Here is a 25,101-nt window from a genome sequence, read left to right as displayed (position 1 = left end):
AAGCTTGAAACCAAGATGGGGGCTGCCTTCAAAAAAAACAAGCGCAAAGACAGTGTTAAAACGCACTAAAAGAAAAGGGGCCCGAAGGCCCCTTCTTTGTTCAAGCTGCGTGACGCTTATGCATCTGGCGCGGCCTTGGCGGTCGGCTCACTGTTTTCGTAGATATACAGTGGCTTGGACTTGCCTTCTATCACGCTTTCATCGATCACTACCTTGCTCACCTCCGATTGCGAAGGGATTTCATACATAGTGTCGAGCAACACACCTTCGAGAATCGAACGCAGGCCACGGGCACCGGTTTTACGCTCCAGGGCACGCTTGGCGACCGCCTTCAGCGCATCGGAACGGAATTCCAGATCAACGCCTTCCATCTCGAACAGCTTGGCATACTGCTTGGTCAGAGCATTTTTCGGCTCGGTGAGGATCTGCATCAACGCAGCCTCGTCAAGCTCGTCCAGCGTCGCGAGTACCGGCAGACGACCGACAAACTCCGGGATCAGACCGAACTTGACCAGATCGTCAGGCTCGACTTCACGCAGGGATTCACCGACTTTCTTGCCTTCTTCCTTGCTGCGCACTTCCGCGTTGAAGCCGATGCCGCCCTTGGTGGAACGGTTTTGAATAACCTTTTCCAGACCAGAGAACGCACCACCGCAGATGAACAGGATGTTACGGGTGTCGACCTGCAGGAACTCCTGCTGCGGATGCTTGCGACCACCTTGGGGCGGAACGGAAGCGACCGTGCCTTCGATCAACTTGAGCAAGGCCTGCTGCACGCCTTCACCGGAAACGTCCCGGGTAATCGACGGGTTGTCGGACTTGCGCGAAATCTTGTCGATTTCATCGATATAGACAATGCCCATCTGGGCTTTTTCTACGTCGTAATCGCATTTCTGCAGCAGCTTCTGAATGATGTTCTCGACATCTTCACCCACGTAACCCGCCTCGGTGAGGGTGGTCGCGTCAGCGATGGTGAACGGAACGTTCAGCAAGCGGGCCAGTGTTTCGGCAAGCAGGGTCTTACCCGAGCCTGTCGGGCCGATCAGCAAAATGTTGCTCTTGCCGAGTTCGACGTCGTCATTCTTTTTGTCACGCTGATTAAGGCGCTTGTAGTGGTTGTACACCGCTACGGCCAGAACCTTTTTCGCACGCTCCTGACCAATCACATACTGATCAAGGATGCCGCTGATTTCTTTAGGCGAAGGCAATTTATGCGCGCTGCTTTCGGCCTGTGCTTCCTGCACCTCCTCGCGGATGATGTCATTGCACAGGTCGACGCACTCGTCGCAGATAAAGACCGAGGGGCCGGCAATCAATTTGCGTACTTCATGCTGGCTTTTGCCACAGAAGGAGCAATAGAGCAGCTTGCCGTTGTCCTCGCCGTTGCGGGTGTCAGTCATTCGTTCGATCCAAATCCGATAGGCTTGCAACACAAGATGAAGGCTATTGCGGGCTTTTTCAAGCCCGCTGGTGATCGGACCCGCCGACCAACCCTATTTTGAGCTGCTTATTTTAAACAGGGCGCTGGCTGATCACTTCGTCGATCAACCCGTATTCACGTGCGGCGTCCGCACTCATGAAATTGTCACGGTTGGTGTCGCGCTCGATTTCTTCAAGAGTGCGCCCGCTGTGCTTGGCCATCAGCGTGTTGAGACGCTCACGGATGAAAAGGATTTCCTTGGCATGGATTTCGATATCCGATGCCTGACCCTGGAAACCGCCCAGTGGCTGGTGAATCATCACACGCGAGTTCGGCAGGCAGTAACGCTTGCCCTGGGCACCAGCTGTCAGCAGGAACGCGCCCATGCTGCACGCCTGACCGATACAAGTGGTCGACACGTTGGGCTTGATGAACTGCATGGTGTCGTAGATCGACATGCCCGCTGTCACCGAACCGCCAGGGGAGTTGATATAGAGATGGATGTCCTTGTCCGGGTTTTCCGCTTCAAGGAACAGCAGTTGCGCACAGATCAGGTTGGCCATGTAGTCCTCTACCGGACCCACCAGAAAGATCACTCGCTCCTTGAGCAGGCGCGAGTAGATGTCGTAGGCGCGCTCGCCACGAGCGGACTGCTCGACAACCATCGGGACCAGACCGCCTGCGGCCTGGATATCAGAGTTCTGCTGAATATAGGAATTACGGAACATGCTCTGCAGTCACTCCCAAATAGTTATGTCTTGAATACGCATAAGCCAGCACGAAGGCTGGCTTATGGTGTTTGCTTCTTACCGCAAAGGTGATCAGTCGGCTTTTGGTGCTTCTACCGGCTTGACCGCTTCTTCGTAAGAGACCGATTTGTCGGTCACGCTAGCTTTCTGCAGAACAGTATCCACAACTTGCTCTTCCAGCACAACCGAACGAACTTCGTTCAGTTGCTGGTCGTTTTTGTAGTACCAGGACACAACTTGCTCAGGCTCCTGGTAGGCGGAAGCCATTTCCTGAATCATCTCGCGAACGCGGGCTTCGTCAGGCTTCAGGTCGAATTGCTTGACCACTTCAGCCACGATCAGACCCAGTACTACGCGACGCTTGGCTTGCTCTTCGAACAGCTCGGCCGGCAGTTGGTCAGGCTTGATGTTGCCGCCGAACTGCTGAACAGCCTGCACGCGCAGACGGTCAACTTCGTTGGACAGCAGAGCCTTTGGCACTTCGATCGGGTTGGTGGCCAGCAGACCGTCCATTACCTGATTCTTGACCTTGGATTTGATCGCCTGACGCAGCTCGCGCTCCATGTTCTTGCGAACTTCGGCGCGGAAGCCTTCCAGACCGGTTTCCTTGATACCGAACTGAGCGAAGAATTCTTCGGTCAGTTCTGGCAGCTTCGGCTCGGAAACAGTGTTGACAGTCACGGTGAACTCGGCGGTTTTACCAGCCAGGTCCAGGTTCTGGTAGTCCTCTGGGAAAGTCAGGTTCAGAACGCGCTCTTCGCCGGCCTTGGCGCCAACCAGACCATCTTCGAAACCCGGGATCATGCGGCCGGAACCCAGAACCAGCTGAGTACCCTTGGCGGAACCACCTGCGAACACTTCACCGTCGACCTTGCCGACGAAATCGATGTTCAACTGATCTTCGTTCTGGGCAGCGCGTTCGGCCACTTCGAAACGGGTGTTCTGCTTGCGCAGGATTTCCAGCATCTTGTCCAAATCGGCATCAGCCACGTCAGCGCTCAGGCGCTCGACGGTGATACCTTCGAAACCGGCAACGGTGAACTCAGGGAACACTTCGAACACGGCTACGTATTCCAGGTCCTTGCCCGCTTCCAGGGATTTAGGCTCGATCGACGGCGAACCAGCCGGGTTCAGCTTCTGCTCAACCACAGCTTCATAGAAGGAAGACTGGATCACATCGCCTACAGCTTCCTGGCGAGCGTCAGCACCGAAACGGCGCTTGATTTCGCTCATTGGCACTTTGCCTGGACGGAAGCCAGCAATCTTGGCCTTTTGGGCAGTCTGCTGCAGACGCTTGTTGACCTGGCTCTCGATGCGCTCAGCCGGCACGGTGACGCTCATGCGGCGCTCAAGAGCAGTAGTATTTTCAACAGAAACTTGCATGGATATTCCTCGTTGCACAGACGTTAGCCGGCCGTTTCCGACCCCAGAATCAAGGGCATGCATTCTAGTGGGTCAAACTCAAGAAGTCACCCTACTGAAAACGGGTAAAAAAGCAGCAGGCAATTTAAAGGTGCGAATGCACGAATGCACTTCGCCCCGATGGCAAATACAACCAATCACGCCAGGGCTCTGCGCCAACCCTTCCTATATAGAAGCGGTCGCCAATCATCTCCCTGACAGCCGATCTCGCAAGCAAGGTCGGCGGACAGGACCGCATCATCGAGAAACATAAATACGACGAAACGCCCCACCCCTGCGACCCGGAACCTGCGGCCGCTGAAACAAAAAAGGCGCCAGACTTTTCAATCTGGCGCCTTTCGAAATATGGGGTGGACGATGGGGATCGAACCCACGACAACGGGAGTCACAATCCCGTGCTCTACCAACTGAGCTACGCCCACCATATTGCCTGTTAAAGAAGCCAAACAACTTCTTCATTAAGCTCCACCCAGACAAACAACCCGAGCGAAGCTTTATTTGGTGCGGATGAAGAGACTCGAACTCTTACGCCTCGCGGCGCTGGAACCTAAATCCAGTGTGTCTACCAATTCCACCACATCCGCGGATGAAGCTTTTTAAAGCAAAGGCGCCAGACTGTTAATCTGGCGCCTTTCGAAATATGGGGTGGACGATGGGGATCGAACCCACGACAACGGGAGTCACAATCCCGTGCTCTACCAACTGAGCTACGCCCACCATATAACGCTACTTGTGCCAATGCTGCCTAATGGCGCACCCGGCAGGACTCGAACCTGCGACCATCCGCTTAGAAGGCGGATGCTCTATCCAGCTGAGCTACGGGCGCCTTGTTAGCTGTACCCTTGGAGGACTACAAACTAAGTGCTTTCCAGTCTTGCAGAACCGTGATTCCACTCGACCTTCCCAACCAGTGCTAGGCTGTGCCCGACAAGTGCGACGAATAGTATAGAGCCCCCTGAAGGTCGTCAAATCATTTTTAAAAAAAATTCATTTAATTAAAGGAGTTAGGGGAATTTGCAGACCAAGCGCCTTTGCCCTCACCGCATGACATGCGAGAATGCGCTCTCTTTTTTTCCCCTCTCGATGGTTAATCACGCGCAATGACTGCACAACTAATCGACGGCAAATCGATCGCCGCCAGCCTGCGCCAGCAGATCGCCCAACGTGTCACCGAGCGTCGCGAGCAAGGCCTGCGCACGCCCGGCCTTGCGGTGATCCTGGTCGGCAGCGATCCTGCCTCTCAGGTTTATGTCTCGCACAAGCGTAAAGACTGTGAAGAGGTCGGCTTTCTATCCCAAGCTTACGACCTGCCTTCCGAAACCACTCAAGAAGCGCTGACCGAACTGATCGATCGCCTGAACGACGACCCTGCGATCGACGGTGTTCTGCTTCAGCTTCCGCTACCTGAACACCTGGACGCTTCCAAACTGCTGGAGCGCATTCGCCCGGATAAAGACGTCGACGGTTTCCATCCTTATAACGTCGGTCGCCTGGCCCAGCGCATTCCTCTGCTGCGCCCATGCACCCCCAAAGGCATCATGACCCTGCTGGAAAGCACCGGGGCCGATCTCTACGGGATGAATGCCGTGGTTGTCGGAGCATCCAATATCGTTGGCCGCCCGATGGCCATGGAATTGCTGCTGGCCGGTTGCACCGTGACCGTCACCCACCGTTTTACCAAGGACCTGGCCGGCCATGTCGGCCGTGCGGACCTGGTCGTCGTCGCCGCCGGCAAGCCAGGCCTGGTCAAGGGCGAATGGATCAAGGAAGGCGCGATCGTGATCGATGTCGGCATCAACCGTCAGGAAGACGGCAAGCTGGTCGGTGACGTGATCTACGAAACCGCCCTGCCCCGCGCCGGCTGGATTACCCCGGTACCGGGCGGCGTAGGTCCGATGACGCGTGCCTGCCTGCTGGAGAACACCCTGTACGCCGCTGAAGCCCTGCACAGCTGAATTTCAACGCGAACGTTGTCAGCGCAACGAGGAACCCCGCCATGGCGGGGTTTTTCATGCCCGAAAGAAACACCGACCGCCCGCCGGAAAATGACTTTTCTTTCATGTTTCTCAGGACTTTCACCTGTTACTTGAACAACCATCGACAGTTATTCAGCCATACTCCAGAATGTCGCGCTTTTCAGGAAACAGCCCGTTACAAAACGGCTTATCAACACCCTTTATGAGTCTGCCAGCGTGAAAATCCGTCTTTCCATCCTGAGTCTGTTTTTTGCAATTACCGGGACTTTCATCACGCCCCTCGCCAACGCTGGCGATACCACCGCTGCGCCGCGTGATACGAAGACACTCAAGCTCGCCTCCGGCAGCAGTTTGCTGCTGGACATGCAGACCAACAAAGTCATCTATGCCAGCAATCCTGACGTAGTGGTGCCGATCGCTTCCGTCAGCAAGTTGATGACTGGCCTGGTCGTGGTTGAATCTCGCCAGAACATGGACGAATACATCGACGTCAACATCAACGACACACCGGAAATGAAAGGCGTGTTCTCCCGGGTCAAGCTGCGCAGCGAACTGACGCGCCGGGAAATGCTGCTGATTGCCCTGATGTCCTCGGAAAACCGCGCCGCCGCGACTCTGGCGCACCACTATCCAGGCGGTTACGCCGCGTTCATTGCCGCAATGAACGCCAAGGCCCGGGCGCTGGGCATGACCAACACGCATTTCGTCGAGCCGACCGGTCTCTCCCCGCGCAACGTGTCGACCGCTCGTGACCTCAGCAAGCTGTTGATCGCCGCGCACAAGTACCCACTGCTGACCGAATTGAGTACGACCAAGGAAAAAACCGTTACGTTTCGCAAACCCAACTACAGCCTGGGTTTCCGCAACACCGACCATTTGGTCCGCAAGCCGGACTGGGACATCCAGCTGACAAAAACCGGTTTCACCAACGAAGCCGGTCACTGCCTGGTACTGGTGACCCGGATGGCCAACCGCCCGGTGGCCCTGGTGGTCCTTGACGCCTATGGCAAGTACACCCACTTTGCCGATGCCACGCGCATGCGCAACTGGGTCGAAACCGGGCACAGCGCTGACGTGCCTTCGGTGGCCCTGCAGTACAAATCGGATAAAAACCTCAAGCAACGCCAAAGCGGCGTGGTTGAAGCCTCGAAGTAACCAAACGCAATCAAAAGGCCCCGATCGTCCGGGGCTTTTTTTCGCCCGAGATTCAATCGTTCGGCAGCGGCATCTGGTCGTCGTCCGGTATCCCGTCACCGGCACTCGGATCTTTCCAACCCTTCGGCCGCTCAGTGGGCACTACCGTTGGCCGCGCCAGAGGATCCCGCAACGGGCTGTCCGGATCCATCACCGGATCGGTGCCTTGCTCGGGGGTTGTGGGGACAGTTTCCGGACGTTTGTCGTCGAAACTCGAATCAGTGGACATACACACCTCCTTTGAGCCTAGGGTTTCAGATCACCGAGTGGATCGTAGGGCTTGGCCGGAGTCTTGGGGTTGTCACCCGGCTTCACGTCTCTTGGTGCCTTGGCGGGCCCGATCGGGTCGACCTGTGGATCGCAAAGGTCTGGAGAATCCGGATCGAAACCCAGTTCATTGCCGGATGAATGCTCAGACGAGTGCGGACCGACGGGCGTAGTGGAATGAGCCATGGGCACCTCCTGATCTCGGCCCGGAACAATGACCCGGGCCCTTGGATATCAGAGGCTGTCGGCGAGCGATGGTGCCCGCCGGGTGACCAACGGGCTTAGTGTGCGGCCAAGGCCTTTTTAGCCTTCGCGGCCGCTTGTTCCTGGCCGGCCTGGGCCAGATCGTTGGCGGCCTTGAGCCAACGCTGCTGATCGACATTGGCCGGGATCTGCGTCGGACTCTGGATCAGCACGGCCCAACCGCCGGCGTCCCTGAACGCGGACTCGAAGGAGCCGAAGCTCATCAGTTCGCGGTGATTCATCCCGGCACGCAACAGGACTGTCTGCTTCTGGCGGTTGTAGCCGGAGAGAATGGCGTAACGCGGTTCGGCCCACATGGCCGAGCCTTCGGTGAAGCGCACCATCACCGGATAACCGGCGGCGACTTGCGTCAACAAGGCCGCAAGGTCGTTGTCGAGGGGATAAACGACCATTCCGTACTCGCGGGCCAGGTTCTGCATGCTCTGCTGCAATTGAGCCTCGCCCCCCGGCAGATGCAAGGGCTTGTCGAGCAGACCCGGGGTGATCACGACGCCCTGCTGGGACAGCATGCTGGCCAGCACCTGGGGCCCGCTTTGATAGGCATTGCCCCGGTAGAATCGGCCGCTGAGTTCGACGCGCTCCGGCAAACGCTTGATCTCGGGGGCAACGCTCCCGGCACAGCCCGCCAGGCTTGTCACGCAACCGGCGATCAGCATGGTCGACAAAAATCGAGAAAATACCCGCACCATCATCGCTCTCTTGTTCAGGTTCAAATGCCAGGCAATCCCATTCCCGGCTTGGTCGTCGATCATAGGGCGCCGCGCCGCTTCGGTATAGCTTAAAACGGCAGTCGAGCACATTCGATAGAGCAAACTGGTTAGTGACTGCCGACTTTCGGTCAATAGCCTGAAATGCACCAACGGCTAGACTGTTCCCTAAAGAGACGACAGCGAAGCGTGTGTGCTCGCAGCAGGGCAAAGAGGAGGCACAGATGAGCCTGACCCTGATCATTGCAATGTTGATAGGCGGATGGCTGGCTGTAGCCGCTGCCATGCTGTGGGGCGTACTGCGCATTACTCGCCGTCACCATCACCCTGTTCAGCCGGCACCTGCACCGCAGGCGGACGAGTCGCCCAGCCAACACGTCAACGCCCACTGACGAAGACTTTCAGCCGATATCCACAAAAAAACGGCCGCCTGCACTCCGGGAGTTCAGGCGGCCGTTTCGTTACAGCGGCGCTTAAGCTTCAGTCGCTAGCCGCTTCTGCCTGGCCCGGCGGGACATCATGTTCAACACCTCGATCGAAGCCGAGAATGCCATGGCCGCATAGACGTAGCCTTTCGGTACGTGGGCGCCGAAGCCTTCGGCGATCAGCGTCATGCCGATCATGATCAGGAAGCCCAGGGCCAGCATCACCACCGTCGGGTTGTCGTTGATGAACTTGGCCAGCGGATCGGCAGCCAGCAACATCACCAGTACCGACACCACCACCGCAATGACCATGATCGGCAAATGCTCGGTCATGCCGACAGCGGTAATGATGCTGTCGATGGAGAACACCATGTCCAGCATCAGGATCTGACCGATCGCAGCGGCAAAGCCCAGGGTCACGGTCGAGGTCGCCGTCTTCGGATCCTCCGGTGCCGGGTCCATGCTGTGATGGATCTCCGTGGTCGCCTTCCACAACAGGAACAGACCACCGGCAATCAGGATCATGTCTTTCCAGGAAAACGCGTGGCCGAGAATCTCGATCACCGGGGCCGTCAACTGCACGATGAACGCGATGGTGCTCAGCAGGCCCAGACGCAGGATCAACGCCATGCCGATACCGATGCGCCGTGCCCTCTGTCGATTGTGCAAGGGCAGCTTGTTGGTCAGGATCGAGATGAAGATCAGGTTATCGATGCCGAGCACGATTTCCATCACGACCAGGGTAGCCAGGGCGACCCAGGCGGTGGGGCTGGCGGCAAGTTGTAAAAGGTAGTCCATGGGTCAGTCCTGACTCGTTGTAATGCGGTTTAGATTTCCTGGGAGGAAGATTCGGACTTTTCCGCATCTTTTTCCGATGATTCTTTTTTGCTGTTCAACCCGCTGGTGGCATCGCTGAGGGCCTGTTGGGCGGCCTTGTGCGTATCGTCAATCGCCTGTTTGGCACTTTCGGCAGCCTTGCCCATCAACTGCTGCGCGCTTTTCTCGGCCTGGTCGCAACCGGCCAGTACCAGTAAAGACGTGAACAGCAGTGCCGTGGTTTTCAGCTTCATGATGCAATCCTCGATAGAACGAACGGGACCTGAACGATGGCCCGTTGATAGCGATGCATTCTAGGGAAGTGAATAGTTCAGGAAAATTCGTATTTTCAGCGGCTATACTTCGGTTTTTACGAACTATGGATCGCCATGCTCAACTATCGGCAATTGCATTACTTCTGGGTGGTGGCCAAGACCGGCAGCATCGTGCGCGCCTGCGAACAGCTCAATCTCACGCCGCAAACCATCAGCGGGCAGATTTCATTACTGGAACAGACCTTTGGAATCGAGTTGTTTCGGCGCGTCGGACGGCAACTCGAACTGACCGAGGCCGGGCGCCAGGCGCTGCCCTACGCCGAGCAAATGTTTCAGTTGGGGGGCGAACTGGAACTCATGCTGCGGGCACAACCCAATGAACAGCAGATCCTGTTTCGCGTAGGGGTGGCCGACGTGGTGCCCAAATCCATCGTCTATCGCCTGATTGCACCGACCATGGAGCTGAGCGAACCGCTGCGCATCACGTGCCGGGAAGACAAACTTGAACGTTTGTTGGCCGATCTGGCGATCCAGCGCCTGGACCTGGTGATATCCGACAGCCCGATGCCGTCGCACCTGGACATCAAGGGCTACAGCCAGAAACTCGGAGAGTGCGGGATCAGCTTTTTCGCCACCCCTGAGCTCGCGGCACGTTATGGACATGACTTCCCACGCAATCTGCACGGTGCGCCACTGCTGATTCCCGGTCCGGAAACCGTGGTGCGCAGTCGCTTGCAACGCTGGTTTGTCGAACAGCAGGTCCAGCCGCAGATCGTCGGCGAATTCGATGACAGCGCCCTGATGCAGGCCTTCGGCCAGTCCGGCAGCGGGATATTCATCGGCCCGAGCGTGATTGCCGATGAAGTGCAACGCCAATATGGCGTGGAAGTGATCGGCCAGACCGACACCGTGAGCGAGTCGTTCTATGCCATTTCAGTAGAGCGCAAGGTCAGGCACCCCGGCATTGTCGCCATTACCGAAGGTGCCCGACGCGAGCTGTTTACCGCGTTCTAGCGCCTCAGGCGCAGACCTCCCGAGGCTTGAAGGTCATCAGCGCGATCGCCAGCAGGATCGAGGCGAGGATAAACGCCGCCGCGGCGAAGCCAAGGCCTTGCAGGCCGACGCTGTCGATCACCCGCCCCCCGATCACCGCGCCCAGGCCGATACCGAGGTTGGCCCCGGCGATGTTCAGCGACGCGGCGAACGCTGGCGCTTCGGGCGCGGCTTTCATCAGGCGCACATGGCTGACCAGGAACAACGCCGCCTGAGTCACGCCCCAGATGCCCATCGCCGCCGCCAGGCCGACCGGCGAATGAATGTTCGGCACCAGCGCCACCAGGCCGGCAATCATGAACGCGCAGAACATCATCGATGCCATCAGTGGATGACGATCCACTGCCCGGCCGCCCAGGGAGTTGCCGATCAGCCCGACCGCGCCGAAGCCCATCAGGCACCAGCCGACCACAGTGCCGTTGAAACCGGCCAGGCGTTCGAGAATGTCGGCCAGGTAGGTGTAAGCCGTGAACATGCCGCTGAACACAATCACCGACAGCAACACATGCCCCAGCATCAGCGGGCTGCGCAGAATCCTGAACTGCGACAGGAAGCTCGCCTGGTGCTGGTGCAGATGGGTTTTCGGCAGGTAGATAAACAGCAGCAACGCCTTGGCAAAGGCGATGAATGCCAGAATCGCAAAGGCACTGCGCCAGCCGAACGCATCGGAAATCAGCGTGCCCACCGGAATCCCGAACACCGTGGCACAGACAATGCCGAAGCCGATCTTGGCGATGGCGCGCCCGGCGTAATCCGGCCCGACGATGTCCACCGCCGTCTCGCTGGCCAGCGCCCAGAACACCGGCAGCCCCAGCGCCGGGATCAACCGGGCAAACGCCATCACCCAGATGTTCGGCGCCAACGCCGCCAGCGTGTTGGCCAGGCCAAACATGATCAGCACCGAGATGAACAGCTTGCGCCGTTCGAAGCGGGCGAAGTACGCCGTCAGGAACGGCCCGAACGCGGCCACGGTGAAGGCGAACAAGGTCACCAGCAAACCGGCCTGCGGGATGCTGACGGCCAGGTCCCGGGCGATGGCCGGCAGCAGGCCGACGATGATGAATTCCGTGGTCAGCACCGTGAAACCGGCGGCAGACAACAGAAGAATGGGCAACAACATGCATGACTCCAGAAAAAACGACGACACCAGCGATAGCCCGAAGGCCCACTGGCAGACATGAAAATGAGGATGGCGAATCTTAACAGAGTGTTTTCGGATGCGGTTGCATGAACCTGCAATTCGCGTTGAATGCCAGGGTGGCAGTTCGTCACAGGTCTGAAGGATCCGGCCTGCGCTGTGATAAAGTCCGCGCCCCTTGTGGCGAGGGAACTTGCTCCCTCGCCACAGGAATCAGCGCTGGCATTAGCCACGTGTTGCTCTCTCGGTTTCCTGCCTGCGGCCTGCCCTGTTTGTCGCCGCCAGCCTGCGAAACCATGCACTTATAAAAAATCCGAGATGCCGTTTTATGACTGCTTCATCCCCTTCCCTGTTGCAACGCCTGAAACGCTTGAGCCTGGTCACCCAGATCGTGATCGGCCTGATCGCCGGTATTGCCCTGGCCCTGTTCGCCCCTGACGTGGCGAAGTCCACGGCGTTCATCGGCAAAGTGTTTGTCTCCGCGCTGAAAGCGGTCGCGCCGATTCTGGTGTTCGTGCTGGTCATGGCCTCCATCGCCAACCACAAGCACGGGCAGGAAACCCATATCCGGCCGATTCTGTTTTTGTATCTGCTGGGCACTTTCGCCGCCGCCGTGGTCGCGGTGATTGCCAGCATGATGTTCCCGTCGAGCCTGGTGCTTTCGACCCAGGACGTCGCGGTCACGGCACCCGGCGGGATTGGCGAAGTGTTGCAAAGCCTGTTGCTGAGCGTGGTCGATAATCCGGTCAGCGCCCTGATGAACGCCAACTTCATCGGCATTCTGGCCTGGGCCATCGGCATGGGTATCGCCATCCGCCATGCCGGTGACACCACCCGTGAAGTGCTCGGTGACTTGTCCAATGGCGTGACGGTGATCGTGCGCCTGGTGATCTGCTTCGCCCCGCTGGGCATCTTCGGCCTGGTGGCTTCGACCCTGGCCACTTCCGGCTTCGGTGCCCTGCTCGGCTACGCGCACCTGCTGGTCGTGCTGCTCGGCTGCATGCTGTTCGTCGCGCTGGTGATGAACCCGCTCATCGTGTTCTGGAAACTGCGCCGCAACCCGTACCCGCTGGTGCTGACCTGCCTGCGCGAGAGCGGCATCACCGCGTTCTTCACCCGCAGTTCGGCGGCGAACATTCCAGTCAACCTGGAACTGAGCAAACGCCTGGGCCTGCACGAAGACACCTACTCGGTATCGATCCCGCTGGGTGCAACCATCAACATGGCCGGTGCGGCGATCACCATCACCGTGCTGACCCTGGCAGCCGTGCATACCCTCGGCATCGCCGTGGACATTCCCACCGCGATCCTGCTGAGCGTCGTCGCGGCGATCTGCGCCTGCGGTGCTTCGGGTGTGGCCGGTGGTTCGCTGTTGCTGATTCCACTGGCGTGCAGCCTGTTCGGCATCCCGAGCGAAATCGCCATGCAGGTGGTGGCGGTCGGTTTCATCATCGGTGTGTTGCAGGATTCGGCCGAGACTGCGTTGAACTCGTCTACCGATGTGCTGTTCACCGCGGCGGCTTGCCTGGGTGAAGAGGCAAAGGCAGAACGCCTGGCCTGATAAAAATCCCTGTAGGAGCGAGCAAGCTCCGGGCGGCGTTCCGACGATGGTCGTCAACGATGACGCGGGCAGCCTGATACCCCGAGGTGCCTGGTCCACCATCGCGAGCTTGCCGCAAGCGGGCACCCGCTCCTACAGGAGGCGTGGTGCAGTTGAAAAAGCCCCCGCTGCCTGAGGCGACGGGGGCTTTTTTGTACCTGGACGGTTTAGAACGCGCCCATGTAATCACGCTTGCCCACTTCCACGCCGTTGTGGCGCAGCAGAGCGTAAGTGGTGGTGACGTGGAAGAAGAACTGCGGCAGGCCGTAGGTCAGCAGGTACGACTGGCCGCTGAAGCGCTTCTCTTTGGGCGTACCCGGACGGGTGACGATCTCGATGCCTTCCTTGCCGTTGATCTGCTCGGGCTTGAACTCACCGATATAAGCCAGAACCTTGGCGATCAGTGCTTGCAGCTCGGCGAAGGTGGTTTCAGTGTCGTCGTACTTCGGCAGTTCGACTTCGGCCAGACGCGAAGAAATGCCTTTGGCGAAATCAACGGCGATCTGCACCTGACGTACCAGCGGGAACATATCCGGGAACAGACGCGCTTGCAGGAACGCGTTCGGGTCGATGTTTTTCTCGGTGGCGTGGGCTTCGGCCTTTTTCAGCACACCGCTGAGGGCGTTGAGCATTTGCTGGAGAACTGGGATGGAAGCGTCGTACAGGGAAATGGTCATGGCAGGTCTCGTCAGGAGGGAGAATGGACACCTGTAGGAGCGAGCATGCTCGCGATGGAGGACTGAACACCGCGGGGTGTCAGGCAGCCAGCGTTATCGTTGACGACCCTCGCGAGCTTGCTCGCTCCTACAGGGTGATCGGTATCAGGGGCCGATTATAGCCGCGCACCGACCATCCGAGACCGTTCTTTTTCAGCTGCCGTAAACCTTCGCCGCGGGAACGGCCTCGGCCATCAACTGTGCAATCGCCTCACCCATCTCGCCCACCGCCCAGCGGCCCTGGCGATCCAGTTGCGGACCACGGCGCCAGCCGTCGGCGATCGACAAATTGCCGCCCTCGACTTCAAACATCTGCCCGGTCACCTCGGCGGAAGCCTCGGAACCCAGCCACACCACCAGCGGCGCGACGTTTTCCGGGGCGAAGTAATCGAAGCCCTCTTCTGGCTTTTTCATGGTTTCGGCGAACACTTGCTCGGTCATCCCGGTCCGTGCGGCCGGCGCCAGGGCGTTGGCGGTGATCCCGTAGCGGCGCAGTTCAGCGGCCTGCACCAGCGTCAGCGAAGCGATGCCGCCCTTGGCCGCGGCGTAGTTGGACTGGCCAATGGAGCCCTGCAAACCGGCGCCGGAACTGGTGTTGATGATCCGCGCAGCGACCCTGGCGCCCCCCTTGACCTGCTCGCGCCAGTACTTCACGGCGTGGCTGGAAATACAGAAGTGCCCTTTGAGGTGCACAGCCACCACGGCGTCCCAGTCGCCTTCGCTGAGGCTGGCGAACATGCGGTCGCGGCAGATGCCGGCGTTGTTGACCACCACGTTGAGGTCGCCGAAGGTTTCGATGGCCTGGCGCACGATCAACCCCGCCGAATCATAGCGGGTGATGTCGTCGCTGTTGGCCACGGCGCTGCCGCCCTGCCCGAGGATTTCGCCGACCACGGCCAATGCCGCTTCGCGGTTGATGTCGTTGACCACCACCTTCGCGCCTTCAGCGGCGAAGGCCAGTGCGTAGGCGCGGCCCAGGCCACCGCCGGCACCGGTGATGATCACGACGCGGTTTTCACAGATCTTCATGTTCTACATCCTTAAAATTCATCACAAGTCGACACAATCCCCTGTAGGAGCGAGCATGCTCGCGATGGTTGCCCAGACAACGCGGGCATCCAGAGACACCGCGTATTCGTTAACGACCATCGCGAGCGTGCTCGCTCCTACAGGTTCAGTGCGCGTGGAGTCACAAACGCTCGATGATCGTCACGTTGGCCTGACCACCGCCTTCGCACATGGTCTGCAGGCCGAAGCGACCGCCGCTGCGTTCCAGCTCATGCAGCAGGCTGCACATCAAACGGGTGCCGGTGGCGCCCAGCGGATGGCCGAGGGCGATCGCGCCGCCATTGACGTTGGTCTGGTCATGGGGGTAGCCCGTCTCTTTCAGCCAGGCCATGGCCACCGAAGCGAAGGCCTCGTTGATCTCTACGCGGTCGATGTCTTCGAGCTTCATGCCGGCGCGCTTGAGCGCGTAGGCGGTGGCCGGGATCGGTGCGGTAAGCATCCAGACCGGGTCTTCGGCGCGCACGCTCAGGTGGTGGATGCGTGCCCGTGGCGTCAGGCCGTAACGCTTGAGCGCCGCTTCCGAGACGATCAGCATCGCGCTGGCCGCGTCGCAGGTCTGGCTCGACACCGCGGCGGTCACCCGGTCGCAGCCGAACAGGAATTCCAGCTCGGCCATTTTCTCCAGGCTGGTCTGACGCGGCGTTTCGTCTTGCAACACACCGGCCAAGGGCACGATCTCGCGGTTGAAGCGACCCTGCGCGATCGCCTGCAAGGCACGTCGATGGGACTCCAGCGAATAGGCTTCGAGCTGCGCCCGGGACAGGTCCCACTTTTGCGCGATCATCTGCGCCGAGCGGAACTGGGTCGGTGGTTGCGCGCCATAGCGCCGTACCCAACCTTCGGAACCGCTGAACGGATCGGTGAAGCCCAACGGCTCGGCAGCGATCATCGCCGAGGAGATCGGGATCTGGGTCATGGTCTGCACGCCACCGGCAACCACCACATCCTGGGTGCCGCTCATCACCGCCTGGGCGGCGAAGTGCACCGCTTGCTGGGACGAACCGCACTGGCGATCAATGGTGGTGCCCGGCACCGATTGCGAAAGGCCGGCCGCCAGCCAGCTGGTGCGCGCAATGTCACCGGCCAGCGGGCCGATGGTGTCGACGCAACCGAAGATCACATCGTCGTAATCCTCGTCGGGAATGTCATTGCGCTCGACCAGTGCCCGCAATACGTGGGCGCCCAGGTCGGCGGCGTGAATCTGGCTCAGACCGCCCTTGCGCCGCCCGGTGGGCGTGCGCAGGGCGTCGACGATATAGGCTTCAGGCATGGTCTACCTCGGTGGAAAAATTGAAATCAGGCATTGAGAGCGCGGAAAACCTGTAGGAGCGAGCATGCTCGCGATGGCGTCAGCACATTCAACATCTTTGTCGACTGAACTATCGCTATCGCGAGCCTGCTCGCTCCTACAGGGATAGAGTCGCCCGGTTAGAACGTACTGCCGGCACCCAGCGCGAAGTCGCCATCGAACAGCGCCGCGCGAATCCGCCCTTTGTGATGACCGCGATCACCCCAGACCTTGTCCAGCGCCCAGGCGCGTTTCATGAACAGATGCAAATCGACTTCCCAGGTGTAACCCATGGCGCCGTGGGCCTGGATGGTGTTCTTCGCCGCGAGCATCGCCGCTTCCGCCGTTGCCAGCTTGGCGTGGGACACCAGCACGTCCTGCCCCGCCTGCTGCCCGGCCACCGCATGAGCGGCCCGGTAGAGCGGGCCTTTGGCGAACTCGATCTGCACCGCGACATTGGCCATCAAATGCTTGACCGCCTGGAACGAACCGACCGGCTTGCCGAACTGCTTGCGCTCGAAGGTGTAGTCCACCGCCAGGTCGACCATGCGTTTGGCCAGCCCCAACAGTTGCGCGGCACTGGCGAGGGCGCCACGGTTGCAGGCGGCCGCCCACAAGCGCCGGCCTTGTTCGCCGCTGGCGACACAGGTGGCGGATGCCGGCGTCCACTCGACCTGGAACAGCTGGCGGCTCGGATCGACCGACTCATTGCGGGTCAGGCGCACGGCATCACGCTCCAGTGCGTGCACTTCATCGCCATGGGCCAGCAACAGCAGATCGGCAACATGGGCATCGCTGACCAGCGGGTTGCCCGGCTCGGCAACCGCAAGCCGCGCGCTGCCTTCGGCGACCCGCGACAACCAGTATTGCTTGAGCGCTGCGTGTCGCTCATCGAGGGCGGCGAGCAACGGCACGCCGACCAGCATGGTGTCCACCAGCGGTTCGGGCAGTCCGGCGTAACCGCATTCCTGAGCGATCAGCACGAAGTCCAGCTCGTTCATGCCCATGCCGTCCTGAGCCTCGGGCACCGTCAGCGCGGTCAGGCCCAGTTCCACCAATTGCGCCCAGAGTCGTTCACTGCGCCCGCTATCGCTCTGCCACAGTTCGCGAATGCGTTCCGGGGTGACTTCGTTGATCAGGAAGCTGCGGACGTTGTCCTGGAACAGCAGTTGGTCGCGGCTGAAACTAAAGTCCATGGTCTATTCCTCAGGCTCGCGGCATGCCGAGCATGCGTTCGGCAATGATGTTGCGCTGGATCTCGTTGGTGCCGGCGTAGATCGGCCCGGCCTGGGCAAACAGGAAACCTTCCAGCCAATGGCCGACGTCACCGGCGGCGGGGGCATCGGGCAGCAGTTCGCCACGCAATCCGAGAATGCTCATGGCGGTGTCGTGCATGCGCTGATCGAGTTCGGACCAGAAGATCTTGTTGGTCGACGACTCCGGCCCGATCTTGCCGCCCTGCACCAGTTGCGAGGCGGTCATGTAGGTGCTCAGGGTGTAGGCCTCGGCATCGAGCCAGGCACGCATCACGGCCTCGCCTATGGCCGGGTCGCGGTCGGCCTGCTCGCGGTTGGCCAGGTACAGCTGCACCAGGCGCCTGGCGGTTTCCTGGAAGCGCGCTGGCGAACGCAGCAACAAGCCGCGCTCGAATCCGGCGGTGGACATCGCCACATGCCAGCCCATGCCTTCGCCACCCAGGGCGTTTTCCACCGGCACCTTGACGTCGTCGAAGAAGATCTCGGCGAAGCCCGGCAAGCCGTTGAGCTGTGGAATCGGACGCACGGTGATCCCCGGCGTGTCCAGCGGCAGCAGGATGAAGGTCAGGCCGTGATGACGCTGGGACTGCGAGTCGGTACGGAAAATACCGAACGCCCAGTCGGCCCACACCGCGCGGGTCGACCAGGTCTTCTGGCCGTTGATCACATAGTGGTCGCCCACCCGTTCAGCCCTGGAGCGGATCGCCGCCATGTCGGAACCGGCACCCGGCTCGGACCAGGCCTGGGCCCAGATGTCCTCTCCGGTGGCCATGCGCGGCAGAAACCGTGCCTTTTGTTCTGCGCTGCCGTACTCCATCAGGGTCGGACCGAGCAGGAAAATGCCGTTCTGGTTGACCCGGGCAGGTGCGCCGCAACGGTAGTATTCCTCTTCGAAAATCAGCCACTCGATCAGGTCGCAGCCGCGTCCGCCAAGTTCGGTCGGCCAGGTGACCATGCCCCAACGGCCTTCATTGAGTTTGGCTTCCCAGACGCGGTGCTGGGCAAAGCCTTGTTCGGTGTCGAACGATTGCAGCGGTTCACTGGGTACATTGGCCGCCAGCCAGGTCCGCGCCTCGGCACGAAAGGCCTGCTGGGCCGGGGTATAGGTCAGGTCCATGGATATGCCTTCAGCCGTTGAATCGGGCATCGCGTTTCTCGACGAACGAGTCGCGTGCTTCCTGAGAGTCCAGTGAGCGGTAGGCTTCGAGGGTGAAGCCCTGCTCCCAGCGGTATTTGTCTTCCAGATTGCCGTCTTCGATGCCGGTCAACGCTTCCTTGGCCAGGCCGATCATGCCCGGGCTCTTGGCAGCGATGGTGCGAGCGATCTGCAACGCGGCGTCGCGCAAGTCTTCGCGCTTGACCACGCGCTCCACGGCGCCCAGGCGGTACGCTTCGGCGGCATCGATGGCCTCGCCGGTGAAGTACATGTGGCGGACTTTCTGTACCGGGAACAGGCGCTGCAAGTGCGCACCGCCACCCATGGCGCCGCGATCCACTTCCGGCACGCCGAAGGTGGCGCACTCGGACGCGACAATGATGTCGGCGGCGCCGCAGATGCCGATGCCGCCACCCAGCACGAAGCCGTGCACGGCCACGATCACCGGTTTCGGATTGCGGTGGATCGCCTTGAAACTGTCGTAGTTGCCCTTGTTCACCGCGACGATCAGGTTGCCGTCGGCGGCCAGTTCCTTGATGTCGACCCCGGCGCAGAAGCCGCGACCTTCGGCCCGGATCACGATCACCCGCACATCACTGTTGCGGCCAAGGCTCTCGATCACGCTGGCGATATCGGCCCAGCCCTGGCAATTGAAGGCGTTGACCGGCGGTCGGTTGAAGACCAGTTCGGCAATGCCGTTATCGATGCTGACGCTAAATGGTTTCATGTCTTTTTTCCTTCACGACACACGGCGGCACAGCTCGCCCAGGCGCGCTTCGGCGTCGCGGACGATCTGTTCAATCAATTGGGCGCAGCTGGGCAAGCTGTCGATGGATGCGGCGATCTGCCCGGCGGGCAACACGCCCGCGGCCGGTTGCCCGTCGACCATGGCTTTCTGGATCACCATCGGCGCGTTGGCGGCCATGATGCTTTGCGCGGCGGTCAGTTCACCGCTGCCACGCATCTTCAGCGCGCTGCTCAGCAGTTGCGTCAGGCTCATGCCGGTGTGGCGGCGGTAAGCCAGGCCACTTTGCAACGCCAACAACAGGCGCTTGAGGCCGCCACTGCTCTCCAGCCGGTTGAGCAACTCGTTGCGGATCATCCGTTGCGGCATGCCGTCGATGGCACGGCTGATGATGATCGCCGCCGGATCCTTGACCGCCAGGTAGCGCGCCAGGGTCGCCTGGGGCACCGGGCTGTCGGCGCACATCAGGAAGCGCGTGCCCATGGCGATGCCTTCGGCGCCGTAGGCCAGGGCCGAGACCAGCCCCTTGCCATCCTTGAAACCACCGGCCGCCACCACGGGTACCGACACCGCGTTGACCACCTGATCAAGCAGCATCGAGGTGGGTACGGAGCCGGTGTGCCCACCGCCCTCGCCGCCTTGTACGGTCACCGCATCGGCGCCCATTTCCACGGCCTTCTGCGCATGCTTGAGCGCACCGACCGTGGGAATGCACACCACGCCGGCGTCCTTCAGGCGACTGATCATCTGTTTGCCCGGCGAACGGCTGTAGCTGACTGCCCGGACTTTGTGGCGCAACACCAGTTCGACAATCTCGCCGGCATTGGCCTGGTACATGTGGAAATTCACCCCGAACGGCTGATCGGTCAGGCGCCGGGTTTCGATAATCGCCGCTTCCATCCGCTGTGGCTCGATGGTCGCCCCGGCGAGAAAACCGAAGCCACCGGCATTGCCTGTGGCCGCCACCAGCTTCGGGTCGGCGACCCAGCCCATGGCGGTCTGGATGATCGGATAACGGCACCCGAGCAGCTGTGTCAAACGGGTATTCAACGAGATCGCCATGCTCACGCCCCGCCCGCTTTACGTTGCGAACTGGCCATGGCCTTGGCGTCGTAACCGCCGAGACGGTCACCGGACACCAGTTCATTGTGGGCATGGGCGAAGTGATGCAGGCCGAACACCATGTCCATGGTCGCGCGCTTGCCCATCAGGTCTTCGGCGTTGTTCACCGCTTGCTTGCTCAATTGCAGGCCCAGGCGCGGCATTTGTGCGATGCGCCCGGCGATGTCGAGGGTCTGTTGCTCCAGCTCGTCGCGAGGAACCACCCGGTTGAGCATGCCCATCTGATAGGCGCGCGGTGCCGGCATGCGCTCGCCGAGGAAGAGGAATTCCTTGGCGATGCGCGGGTTCAACTCATGCACGTGAGCGAAGTACTCGACCCCGGGGATACCCATGCGCACCACCGGATCGGCGAAGTAGGCATCCTCGCTGGCGACGATCAGATCGCACACCCAGGCCAGCATCAAGCCACCGGCGATGCACGCGCCCTGGACCATGGCGATGGTCGGCTTGGGCATCTCGCGCCAGCGCCTACACATGCCCAGATAGACTTCCTGCTCGCGGGCGTAGAGAAACTCGCCGCCCGGTTTGTTCACATGGTCATACCACAGGCTGGCGCGATCGAAGCTCTTGTCGACGTCGCGGCCCGGAGTGCCGATGTCGTGCCCGGCGGAGAAATGCTTGCCGGCGCCACGCAGCACGATGACCTTCACTTCATCGTCATCGCAGGCCCGGCGAAACGCCGCATCCAGCGCATAGGTCATCTGCGAGTTCTGCGCGTTGTGGAACTCGGGGCGATTCATGGTGACCAGGGCCACCGCGCCTTGCACTTCGTAAAGCACCACGTCGGCCAGGTCTTTATCGTTGTTTTCAGCCATCACTTTTCTCCGCAACGCGTTGCTCAGCGTTGGCCTGGCGGGTTGTCTTTGAGTTGCAGGGCGCGCAGGTTGTGCGGGTCCAGACGCTGGATCAGCTGCAACTGCTCGGCCGTCGGTGCAGCCGTGGTCGGGCAGTCGTCCGGCACGTGCAGCTCGAAACCGGTGTTGTCCTGGACCTGCGCCGCCGTCACGCCGGGGTGCAGCGAACGGATGCGCATCTGCCGCTGCGGGCCCTGGAAATCCAGGACGCAGAGGTCGGTGATGATCAGGCGGATATCGATATCGTCCAGCGACCAGCCCCGCGCCAGGCGGGCCGGGTTGTAGCCGACCGAGGCGACCATATCGACCTCGCCTTCGACGAACACCCGGCGGTTGTGGCTCGGCACGCAAAACGAGTTGGCGTGGCTGATCGAGTTGCCGGGAAAACCGCGCACACCCAGCATCTGCGCCTTGGGTTTGGCGTAGTCGCCGATGCAGGAAATGTTCGCCTGGCCGAAGCGGTCGATCTGGGTCGGGCCGACCAGTGCGTGGCGCTTGCCGCCCCAGACGTTGTCGAAAATCCGCGAGAAACCCATCCAGCTGTCGCGCTTGGGCTCATAGCCCTTGCGTGCGCCCAGGGGCACCGGTTCGGCGACCATATAGGCCTCGGAATCGGTCATCAGCAGTTGCGGGTTGCTGGTCAACATGGCCAGCGAAGCAGCCAGGCGCGGAATCACGCCGATGCCGGTGGCCAACACTTCGCCGTCTTCGCGCCAGGCTTCGGAGGCCGCGCAAATCATCAACTCAGCGAGGCTGAAATCAGTAGTGCTCATCGAAAGGCTCCTTAGAAAATCGGCAACGGCAGTTCACGGATCGCAGCCAGGCCGCCGACCTTTTCCAGATACTGTTCGTGGGTGCAGTCGACGTAGTCGCGGACATAGCCCTGCCAGCCGTCGGCCACCTGGACCGTGGCGTTGTAGGCCTTGAAGTGCGCAACATCGAAACCGTACAGCGGCGCGCAGGACGACGGGTGCGCCCCGCCCGGCACGTGGGCCACGGCGGTGGTCAGGTTGCGTTCCCAGAACACCTGGTGGGCGTGGGCGGCGTCCTGATGGAAATACTCGCTGTCGACCAGTTCATCGCAGGTCACGTAGCTGTGGGTCGCGGCCCGCACGAACAGGTCGTCCATGTAGTGATCCGGGCCGCTGATCTGGCACACGCCGCGTTTGTCGGCGCGGTCGACATGCACCAGTGCCGCGTCGAGCTTGAGCGCCGGCATGGCAACCCAATCCTTGCCATCGGCATAGGGCGAGGCGATCAACTTGATCTGGCGGTTGTGGCGCAGCACATCAGTACCCAGGCCCACCGCAGTTGGAATGAACGGTACGTTCATCGCCGCCGCCCGCAGACCGAGCAGCAACATGCCTTCGTCGATCTCCATCACCTCCAGCGCCGCTTCCTGGCGCGCCTTGCGGAAGTACGGCTCCAGCGGAATGAAATCCAGGGACACGAAGGCGAACACCAGTTTCTTGATCTTGCCGGCAGCGCAGAGCATGCCGACATCGGCGCCGCCGTAGGCGACTACCGTCAGGTCCTTGAGGTCCGAGCGCAGAATCTCGCGCACCAGCGCCATCGGCTTGCGGCGCGGCCCCCAGCCACCGATACCGATGGTCATGCCGTCACGCAGTTGGCCGACAATCTCGGCGGTGGTCATTTGCTTGTCCATCGTCTTGTTCCTCATTGGCGACCGACACTGAAGTCGTGGCCCCAGTGGCTGACCACGGTGCTTTCGAACGGCGTGTGGCGGTCCCAGTCGACCACCAGGCCATCGCAGCCGTACTCCAGGTCAAACCCGGACGGGGTCTTGATATAGAAAGAAATCATCTGGTCGTTGGTGTGCTGGCCAAGGGTGGCCGACAGCTTCACGCCATTGGCGTGGACGCGGTCCAGGGCGCGGCCGACTTCGTCCAGCGCGTTGACCTCGACCATCATGTGCACGCAACCGTGGGGCATCGGGCACTCGAAAATCGCCAGCGAGTGGTGGCGGCCGTTGTTGCAGTGCAGGAAGTGAATACGTTTTTGCGGCTCGGCCGGGTCCGGGGTGAAGCGGACTTTCATCAGGTCCGACAGGCCGAACCCCATCACCTGTTCGTAGAAATCGCGGCAGCGTTCGAAGGCCGGGGCTGGCAGCACCACGTGGCCCATGCCGAGGTCGTTGGTGACGAAACCTTTGACGCCCACCGGCGAAACGAAGCGGGCGAAGTCCTGCAACGGGCCCCAGAAGATTTCGTGGCGATTGCCATCCGGGTCGCTGAAGTGCACCAACTCCTGGACCTTGCGCAACTCGGCCTCGGCCACGCTGCCACGGGTCACCTGCACATCGGCCTGTTGCAACTCGCTGACCGCCTGTTCCAGCGCCGCTTTGCCAGCGACTTCCCAGCCGCAGGCACCGAAACCGTTGTCGGCGTTCTTCTGCACCAGGATGCGGTAGTGGCGCTCGTCCATCTTCAGGTACAGGTGCTCGTCGTCATCGCTGCCGATGACCATCATGCCCAGCACCTGGCTTGCGTAATGGCGCCATTGCGCCAGGTCGCTGGATAACAGGGTGACGTAACCCAGACCGCGGATATCCATGGATGCACTCCTCGTTTTTCTCAGGCGGTGCCGCCCTTCGGCGACTGCCGGGGGAGACTTTATGTAGGGCCTATTCAAACGGGTTCGGCGAGGGGCAACATCGTCCAATGGGACTAGCGGATTTGATGGGGTACGCACATCAAAAACTGTAGGAGCGAGTGCCCGCTTGCGGCATGCTCCGGGCGGCGTTCCGACGATGAAGGCGCACCAGCCAACATCAATGGTCCTGACAGACCGCTATCGCGAGCATGCTCGCTCCTACAGGGGTTGGTGGTGTTGCGGATTTATGCAGGTGGGTCGATTTGATCCAGCACACGGTTCGCCGTGATCTCGGCCAGCATGACGCTGTTGGAAATGCCCAACAGGGCATGGCGGTCACCGCCCTCCAGGTGATCAACCAGTTGATGCACCATCACGTCCACCGAGGCCAGGGTCTCGACCAGATAGACCACCAGGGTTTCGGTCGTGGCCTCGGGATCGACGCTGAACAGCGTGCTGATCGTTCGAGGGGTGGCTTTGATGTCGGCGGTCGAGGGGAAGGGGTAAGCGAGGGCACGCTCGGCGGCCTCGTTGAGTTTTTTTGAATCGGGTTCGTATGGGGATGCTGGATCGGAGTCCGGTGGATTGGGTGAAGGTTTGACCATGATTGCATGCTCCAAGATGTGGAGCCGTCACCGACTTGCGACTAAACAAGAAGGCGGCAGCTGTACGCAGGTTAGTCGACCGGTGGAGCGCGAAACCGGCGCGCCCGAAGGCGCCCTGCGCACAGCTACCATGAAGTGCAGGACATGAAATGGCCTGACTGTATGGGATGAAAATGCGCTTCGCGTCACAACGGGCGACTAAACCCGATCACTGATGAGCAGTGACGCGAATCAAGTTACCGAGGGGGTCCAAGGCGCACAAGCCGGCGGATTCTGGCGTACCTGTAGGCAACGACGCAAGGCGTTGTAGCTTTCATCAAGTAACGCTTACAGCCGTTAAACAGGCGCGAACTTGCGCAATAACCTGTAGGA

General features: G+C 60.6%; 26 protein-coding genes and 4 tRNA genes. 5 read left to right on the top strand and 25 right to left on the bottom strand.

The genetic code is table 11. The features are described 5' to 3' along the window. Positions 1–116 precede the first annotated feature (116 nt). The 7 genes from clpX to CAG47_RS16280 all read right to left on the bottom strand — a co-directional run bounded on the left by clpX (position 117) and on the right by CAG47_RS16280 (position 4,417). Positions 117–1,400 carry an ATP-dependent Clp protease ATP-binding subunit ClpX gene (gene clpX / locus CAG47_RS16310; RefSeq protein WP_085725885.1) on the bottom strand — a complete coding sequence of 428 codons (1,284 nt, stop codon included), beginning with the start codon at positions 1,398–1,400 and terminating at the stop codon, positions 117–119. 112 nt (positions 1,401–1,512) lie between these two features. Then, positions 1,513–2,148 carry an ATP-dependent Clp endopeptidase proteolytic subunit ClpP gene (gene clpP, locus CAG47_RS16305; protein ID WP_085725884.1) on the bottom strand — a complete coding sequence of 212 codons (636 nt, stop codon included), beginning with the start codon at positions 2,146–2,148 and terminating at the stop codon, positions 1,513–1,515. Between the two features lie 93 nt (positions 2,149–2,241). Next, positions 2,242–3,552: a trigger factor gene (gene tig / locus CAG47_RS16300; RefSeq protein ID WP_085725883.1), complete on the bottom strand. Its 1,311-nt coding sequence runs from the start codon at positions 3,550–3,552 to the stop codon at positions 2,242–2,244. A 385-nt stretch (positions 3,553–3,937) separates the two neighbouring features. Continuing rightward, positions 3,938–4,013, bottom strand: a tRNA-His gene (locus CAG47_RS16295). Between the two features lie 77 nt (positions 4,014–4,090). Continuing rightward, positions 4,091–4,175 (bottom strand) — tRNA-Leu (locus CAG47_RS16290). Positions 4,176–4,232: 57 nt separating this feature from the next. Beyond that, positions 4,233–4,308 (bottom strand) — tRNA-His (locus CAG47_RS16285). 32 nt (positions 4,309–4,340) lie between these two features. Continuing rightward, positions 4,341–4,417: transfer RNA gene (locus CAG47_RS16280), tRNA-Arg, on the bottom strand. Positions 4,418–4,691: 274 nt separating this feature from the next. Between CAG47_RS16280 and folD the strand changes: the two genes are divergently transcribed. Together folD and pbpG are read left to right on the top strand one after the other, a co-directional pair. Beyond that, positions 4,692–5,546: a bifunctional methylenetetrahydrofolate dehydrogenase/methenyltetrahydrofolate cyclohydrolase FolD gene (gene folD, locus CAG47_RS16275; protein WP_085725882.1), complete on the top strand. Its 855-nt coding sequence runs from the start codon at positions 4,692–4,694 to the stop codon at positions 5,544–5,546. Positions 5,547–5,783: 237 nt separating this feature from the next. Further along, positions 5,784–6,722: a D-alanyl-D-alanine endopeptidase gene (gene pbpG, locus CAG47_RS16270; protein WP_085725881.1), complete on the top strand. Its 939-nt coding sequence runs from the start codon at positions 5,784–5,786 to the stop codon at positions 6,720–6,722. 52 nt (positions 6,723–6,774) lie between these two features. Here the strand turns inward: pbpG and CAG47_RS16265 are convergent, their stop codons facing one another. The 3 genes from CAG47_RS16265 to CAG47_RS16255 form a co-directional block, all read right to left on the bottom strand. Then, positions 6,775–6,990, bottom strand: coding sequence for a hypothetical protein (locus CAG47_RS16265; protein WP_085725880.1), 216 nt, complete (start codon positions 6,988–6,990; stop codon positions 6,775–6,777). A gap of 17 nt (positions 6,991–7,007) precedes the next feature. Then, positions 7,008–7,214, bottom strand: coding sequence for a DUF6021 family protein (locus tag CAG47_RS16260; RefSeq protein ID WP_085725879.1), 207 nt, complete (start codon positions 7,212–7,214; stop codon positions 7,008–7,010). A 95-nt stretch (positions 7,215–7,309) separates the two neighbouring features. Next, positions 7,310–8,044 carry a peptidase C39 family protein gene (locus CAG47_RS16255; RefSeq protein ID WP_085725878.1) on the bottom strand — a complete coding sequence of 245 codons (735 nt, stop codon included), beginning with the start codon at positions 8,042–8,044 and terminating at the stop codon, positions 7,310–7,312. A gap of 179 nt (positions 8,045–8,223) precedes the next feature. On the opposite strand from CAG47_RS16255, the gene CAG47_RS28745 reads away from it, so the two are divergent. After that, positions 8,224–8,391, top strand: a complete 168-nt coding sequence (locus CAG47_RS28745; protein ID WP_177409011.1) for a hypothetical protein — start codon at positions 8,224–8,226, stop codon at positions 8,389–8,391. Between the two features lie 81 nt (positions 8,392–8,472). Here the strand turns inward: CAG47_RS28745 and CAG47_RS16250 are convergent, their stop codons facing one another. After that, on the bottom strand, positions 8,473–9,222 hold the full coding sequence (locus tag CAG47_RS16250) for a TerC family protein (RefSeq protein ID WP_085725877.1): 750 nt from the start codon (positions 9,220–9,222) through the stop codon (positions 8,473–8,475). A 29-nt stretch (positions 9,223–9,251) separates the two neighbouring features. Continuing rightward, complete coding sequence (locus CAG47_RS16245) at positions 9,252–9,494, bottom strand: hypothetical protein (protein ID WP_085725876.1); 243 nt, start codon at positions 9,492–9,494, stop codon at positions 9,252–9,254. A gap of 135 nt (positions 9,495–9,629) precedes the next feature. On the opposite strand from CAG47_RS16245, the gene nhaR reads away from it, so the two are divergent. Further along, complete coding sequence (nhaR, locus tag CAG47_RS16240) at positions 9,630–10,529, top strand: transcriptional activator NhaR (protein WP_085725875.1); 900 nt, start codon at positions 9,630–9,632, stop codon at positions 10,527–10,529. 4 nt (positions 10,530–10,533) lie between these two features. On the opposite strand, the gene CAG47_RS16235 is transcribed toward nhaR, so the two are convergent. Beyond that, positions 10,534–11,688, bottom strand: coding sequence for an MFS transporter (locus tag CAG47_RS16235; protein WP_085725874.1), 1,155 nt, complete (start codon positions 11,686–11,688; stop codon positions 10,534–10,536). Positions 11,689–12,034: 346 nt separating this feature from the next. Between CAG47_RS16235 and sstT the strand changes: the two genes are divergently transcribed. Continuing rightward, positions 12,035–13,267, top strand: a complete 1,233-nt coding sequence (gene sstT, locus CAG47_RS16230) for a serine/threonine transporter SstT (protein WP_085725873.1) — start codon at positions 12,035–12,037, stop codon at positions 13,265–13,267. 206 nt (positions 13,268–13,473) lie between these two features. On the opposite strand, the gene CAG47_RS16225 is transcribed toward sstT, so the two are convergent. The 12 genes from CAG47_RS16225 to CAG47_RS16170 form a co-directional block, all read right to left on the bottom strand. Further along, positions 13,474–13,983, bottom strand: a complete 510-nt coding sequence (locus CAG47_RS16225) for a DUF1993 family protein (protein WP_085725872.1) — start codon at positions 13,981–13,983, stop codon at positions 13,474–13,476. A 192-nt stretch (positions 13,984–14,175) separates the two neighbouring features. Next, on the bottom strand, positions 14,176–15,051 hold the full coding sequence (locus CAG47_RS16220) for an SDR family oxidoreductase (RefSeq protein ID WP_085725871.1): 876 nt from the start codon (positions 15,049–15,051) through the stop codon (positions 14,176–14,178). Between the two features lie 160 nt (positions 15,052–15,211). Then, entirely contained in the window at positions 15,212–16,360 is a 1,149-nt protein-coding gene (locus CAG47_RS16215) for an acetyl-CoA C-acetyltransferase (RefSeq protein ID WP_085725870.1), read from the bottom strand. Positions 16,361–16,518: 158 nt separating this feature from the next. Continuing rightward, positions 16,519–17,574: an acyl-CoA dehydrogenase family protein gene (locus CAG47_RS16210; RefSeq protein ID WP_085725869.1), complete on the bottom strand. Its 1,056-nt coding sequence runs from the start codon at positions 17,572–17,574 to the stop codon at positions 16,519–16,521. Between the two features lie 10 nt (positions 17,575–17,584). Then, entirely contained in the window at positions 17,585–18,751 is a 1,167-nt protein-coding gene (locus tag CAG47_RS16205) for an acyl-CoA dehydrogenase family protein (RefSeq protein WP_085725868.1), read from the bottom strand. A gap of 10 nt (positions 18,752–18,761) precedes the next feature. Then, positions 18,762–19,517, bottom strand: coding sequence for an enoyl-CoA hydratase family protein (locus tag CAG47_RS16200; protein ID WP_085725867.1), 756 nt, complete (start codon positions 19,515–19,517; stop codon positions 18,762–18,764). 12 nt (positions 19,518–19,529) lie between these two features. Continuing rightward, entirely contained in the window at positions 19,530–20,597 is a 1,068-nt protein-coding gene (locus CAG47_RS16195; RefSeq protein WP_085725866.1) for a nitronate monooxygenase family protein, read from the bottom strand. Between the two features lie 2 nt (positions 20,598–20,599). Then, a complete protein-coding gene (locus CAG47_RS16190) occupies positions 20,600–21,472 on the bottom strand; it encodes an enoyl-CoA hydratase (protein ID WP_085725865.1) in 873 nt (290 codons plus the stop codon). A gap of 23 nt (positions 21,473–21,495) precedes the next feature. Then, positions 21,496–22,284, bottom strand: coding sequence for a CoA-transferase subunit beta (locus CAG47_RS16185; protein ID WP_085725864.1), 789 nt, complete (start codon positions 22,282–22,284; stop codon positions 21,496–21,498). An 11-nt stretch (positions 22,285–22,295) separates the two neighbouring features. Next, entirely contained in the window at positions 22,296–23,177 is an 882-nt protein-coding gene (locus tag CAG47_RS16180; RefSeq protein WP_085725863.1) for a CoA transferase subunit A, read from the bottom strand. An 11-nt stretch (positions 23,178–23,188) separates the two neighbouring features. Continuing rightward, positions 23,189–24,085, bottom strand: a complete 897-nt coding sequence (locus tag CAG47_RS16175) for a VOC family protein (RefSeq protein ID WP_085725862.1) — start codon at positions 24,083–24,085, stop codon at positions 23,189–23,191. Between the two features lie 284 nt (positions 24,086–24,369). Then, positions 24,370–24,729 carry a DUF6124 family protein gene (locus CAG47_RS16170; protein ID WP_085725861.1) on the bottom strand — a complete coding sequence of 120 codons (360 nt, stop codon included), beginning with the start codon at positions 24,727–24,729 and terminating at the stop codon, positions 24,370–24,372. Between the last annotated feature and the right edge of the window lie 372 nt (positions 24,730–25,101).

Source organism: Pseudomonas sp. R37(2017) (genome assembly GCF_002113375.1).
Classification (GTDB): domain Bacteria; phylum Pseudomonadota; class Gammaproteobacteria; order Pseudomonadales; family Pseudomonadaceae; genus Aquipseudomonas.
This window is presented reverse-complemented; position numbering and strand designations above follow the sequence as displayed.

What these genes read in the sequence shown, in the direction of transcription:
- clpX (WP_085725885.1), bottom strand. Translation starts at nt 1,400, where the DNA reads ATGACTGACACCCGCAACGGCGAGGACAACGGCAAGCTGCTCTATTGC.
- clpP (WP_085725884.1), bottom strand. Translation starts at nt 2,148, where the DNA reads ATGTTCCGTAATTCCTATATTCAGCAGAACTCTGATATCCAGGCCGCA.
- tig (WP_085725883.1), bottom strand. Translation starts at nt 3,552, where the DNA reads ATGCAAGTTTCTGTTGAAAATACTACTGCTCTTGAGCGCCGCATGAGC.
- folD (WP_085725882.1), top strand. Translation starts at nt 4,692, where the DNA reads ATGACTGCACAACTAATCGACGGCAAATCGATCGCCGCCAGCCTGCGC.
- CAG47_RS16265 (WP_085725880.1), bottom strand. Translation starts at nt 6,990, where the DNA reads ATGTCCACTGATTCGAGTTTCGACGACAAACGTCCGGAAACTGTCCCC.
- CAG47_RS16260 (WP_085725879.1), bottom strand. Translation starts at nt 7,214, where the DNA reads ATGGCTCATTCCACTACGCCCGTCGGTCCGCACTCGTCTGAGCATTCA.
- CAG47_RS16255 (WP_085725878.1), bottom strand. Translation starts at nt 8,044, where the DNA reads ATGATCGACGACCAAGCCGGGAATGGGATTGCCTGGCATTTGAACCTG.
- CAG47_RS28745 (WP_177409011.1), top strand. Translation starts at nt 8,224, where the DNA reads ATGAGCCTGACCCTGATCATTGCAATGTTGATAGGCGGATGGCTGGCT.
- CAG47_RS16250 (WP_085725877.1), bottom strand. Translation starts at nt 9,222, where the DNA reads ATGGACTACCTTTTACAACTTGCCGCCAGCCCCACCGCCTGGGTCGCC.
- CAG47_RS16245 (WP_085725876.1), bottom strand. Translation starts at nt 9,494, where the DNA reads ATGAAGCTGAAAACCACGGCACTGCTGTTCACGTCTTTACTGGTACTG.
- nhaR (WP_085725875.1), top strand. Translation starts at nt 9,630, where the DNA reads ATGCTCAACTATCGGCAATTGCATTACTTCTGGGTGGTGGCCAAGACC.
- CAG47_RS16235 (WP_085725874.1), bottom strand. Translation starts at nt 11,688, where the DNA reads ATGTTGTTGCCCATTCTTCTGTTGTCTGCCGCCGGTTTCACGGTGCTG.
- sstT (WP_085725873.1), top strand. Translation starts at nt 12,035, where the DNA reads ATGACTGCTTCATCCCCTTCCCTGTTGCAACGCCTGAAACGCTTGAGC.
- CAG47_RS16225 (WP_085725872.1), bottom strand. Translation starts at nt 13,983, where the DNA reads ATGACCATTTCCCTGTACGACGCTTCCATCCCAGTTCTCCAGCAAATG.
- CAG47_RS16220 (WP_085725871.1), bottom strand. Translation starts at nt 15,051, where the DNA reads ATGAAGATCTGTGAAAACCGCGTCGTGATCATCACCGGTGCCGGCGGT.
- CAG47_RS16215 (WP_085725870.1), bottom strand. Translation starts at nt 16,360, where the DNA reads ATGCCTGAAGCCTATATCGTCGACGCCCTGCGCACGCCCACCGGGCGG.
- CAG47_RS16210 (WP_085725869.1), bottom strand. Translation starts at nt 17,574, where the DNA reads ATGGACTTTAGTTTCAGCCGCGACCAACTGCTGTTCCAGGACAACGTC.
- CAG47_RS16205 (WP_085725868.1), bottom strand. Translation starts at nt 18,751, where the DNA reads ATGGACCTGACCTATACCCCGGCCCAGCAGGCCTTTCGTGCCGAGGCG.
- CAG47_RS16200 (WP_085725867.1), bottom strand. Translation starts at nt 19,517, where the DNA reads ATGAAACCATTTAGCGTCAGCATCGATAACGGCATTGCCGAACTGGTC.
- CAG47_RS16195 (WP_085725866.1), bottom strand. Translation starts at nt 20,597, where the DNA reads ATGGCGATCTCGTTGAATACCCGTTTGACACAGCTGCTCGGGTGCCGT.
- CAG47_RS16190 (WP_085725865.1), bottom strand. Translation starts at nt 21,472, where the DNA reads ATGGCTGAAAACAACGATAAAGACCTGGCCGACGTGGTGCTTTACGAA.
- CAG47_RS16185 (WP_085725864.1), bottom strand. Translation starts at nt 22,284, where the DNA reads ATGAGCACTACTGATTTCAGCCTCGCTGAGTTGATGATTTGCGCGGCC.
- CAG47_RS16180 (WP_085725863.1), bottom strand. Translation starts at nt 23,177, where the DNA reads ATGGACAAGCAAATGACCACCGCCGAGATTGTCGGCCAACTGCGTGAC.
- CAG47_RS16175 (WP_085725862.1), bottom strand. Translation starts at nt 24,085, where the DNA reads ATGGATATCCGCGGTCTGGGTTACGTCACCCTGTTATCCAGCGACCTG.
- CAG47_RS16170 (WP_085725861.1), bottom strand. Translation starts at nt 24,729, where the DNA reads ATGGTCAAACCTTCACCCAATCCACCGGACTCCGATCCAGCATCCCCA.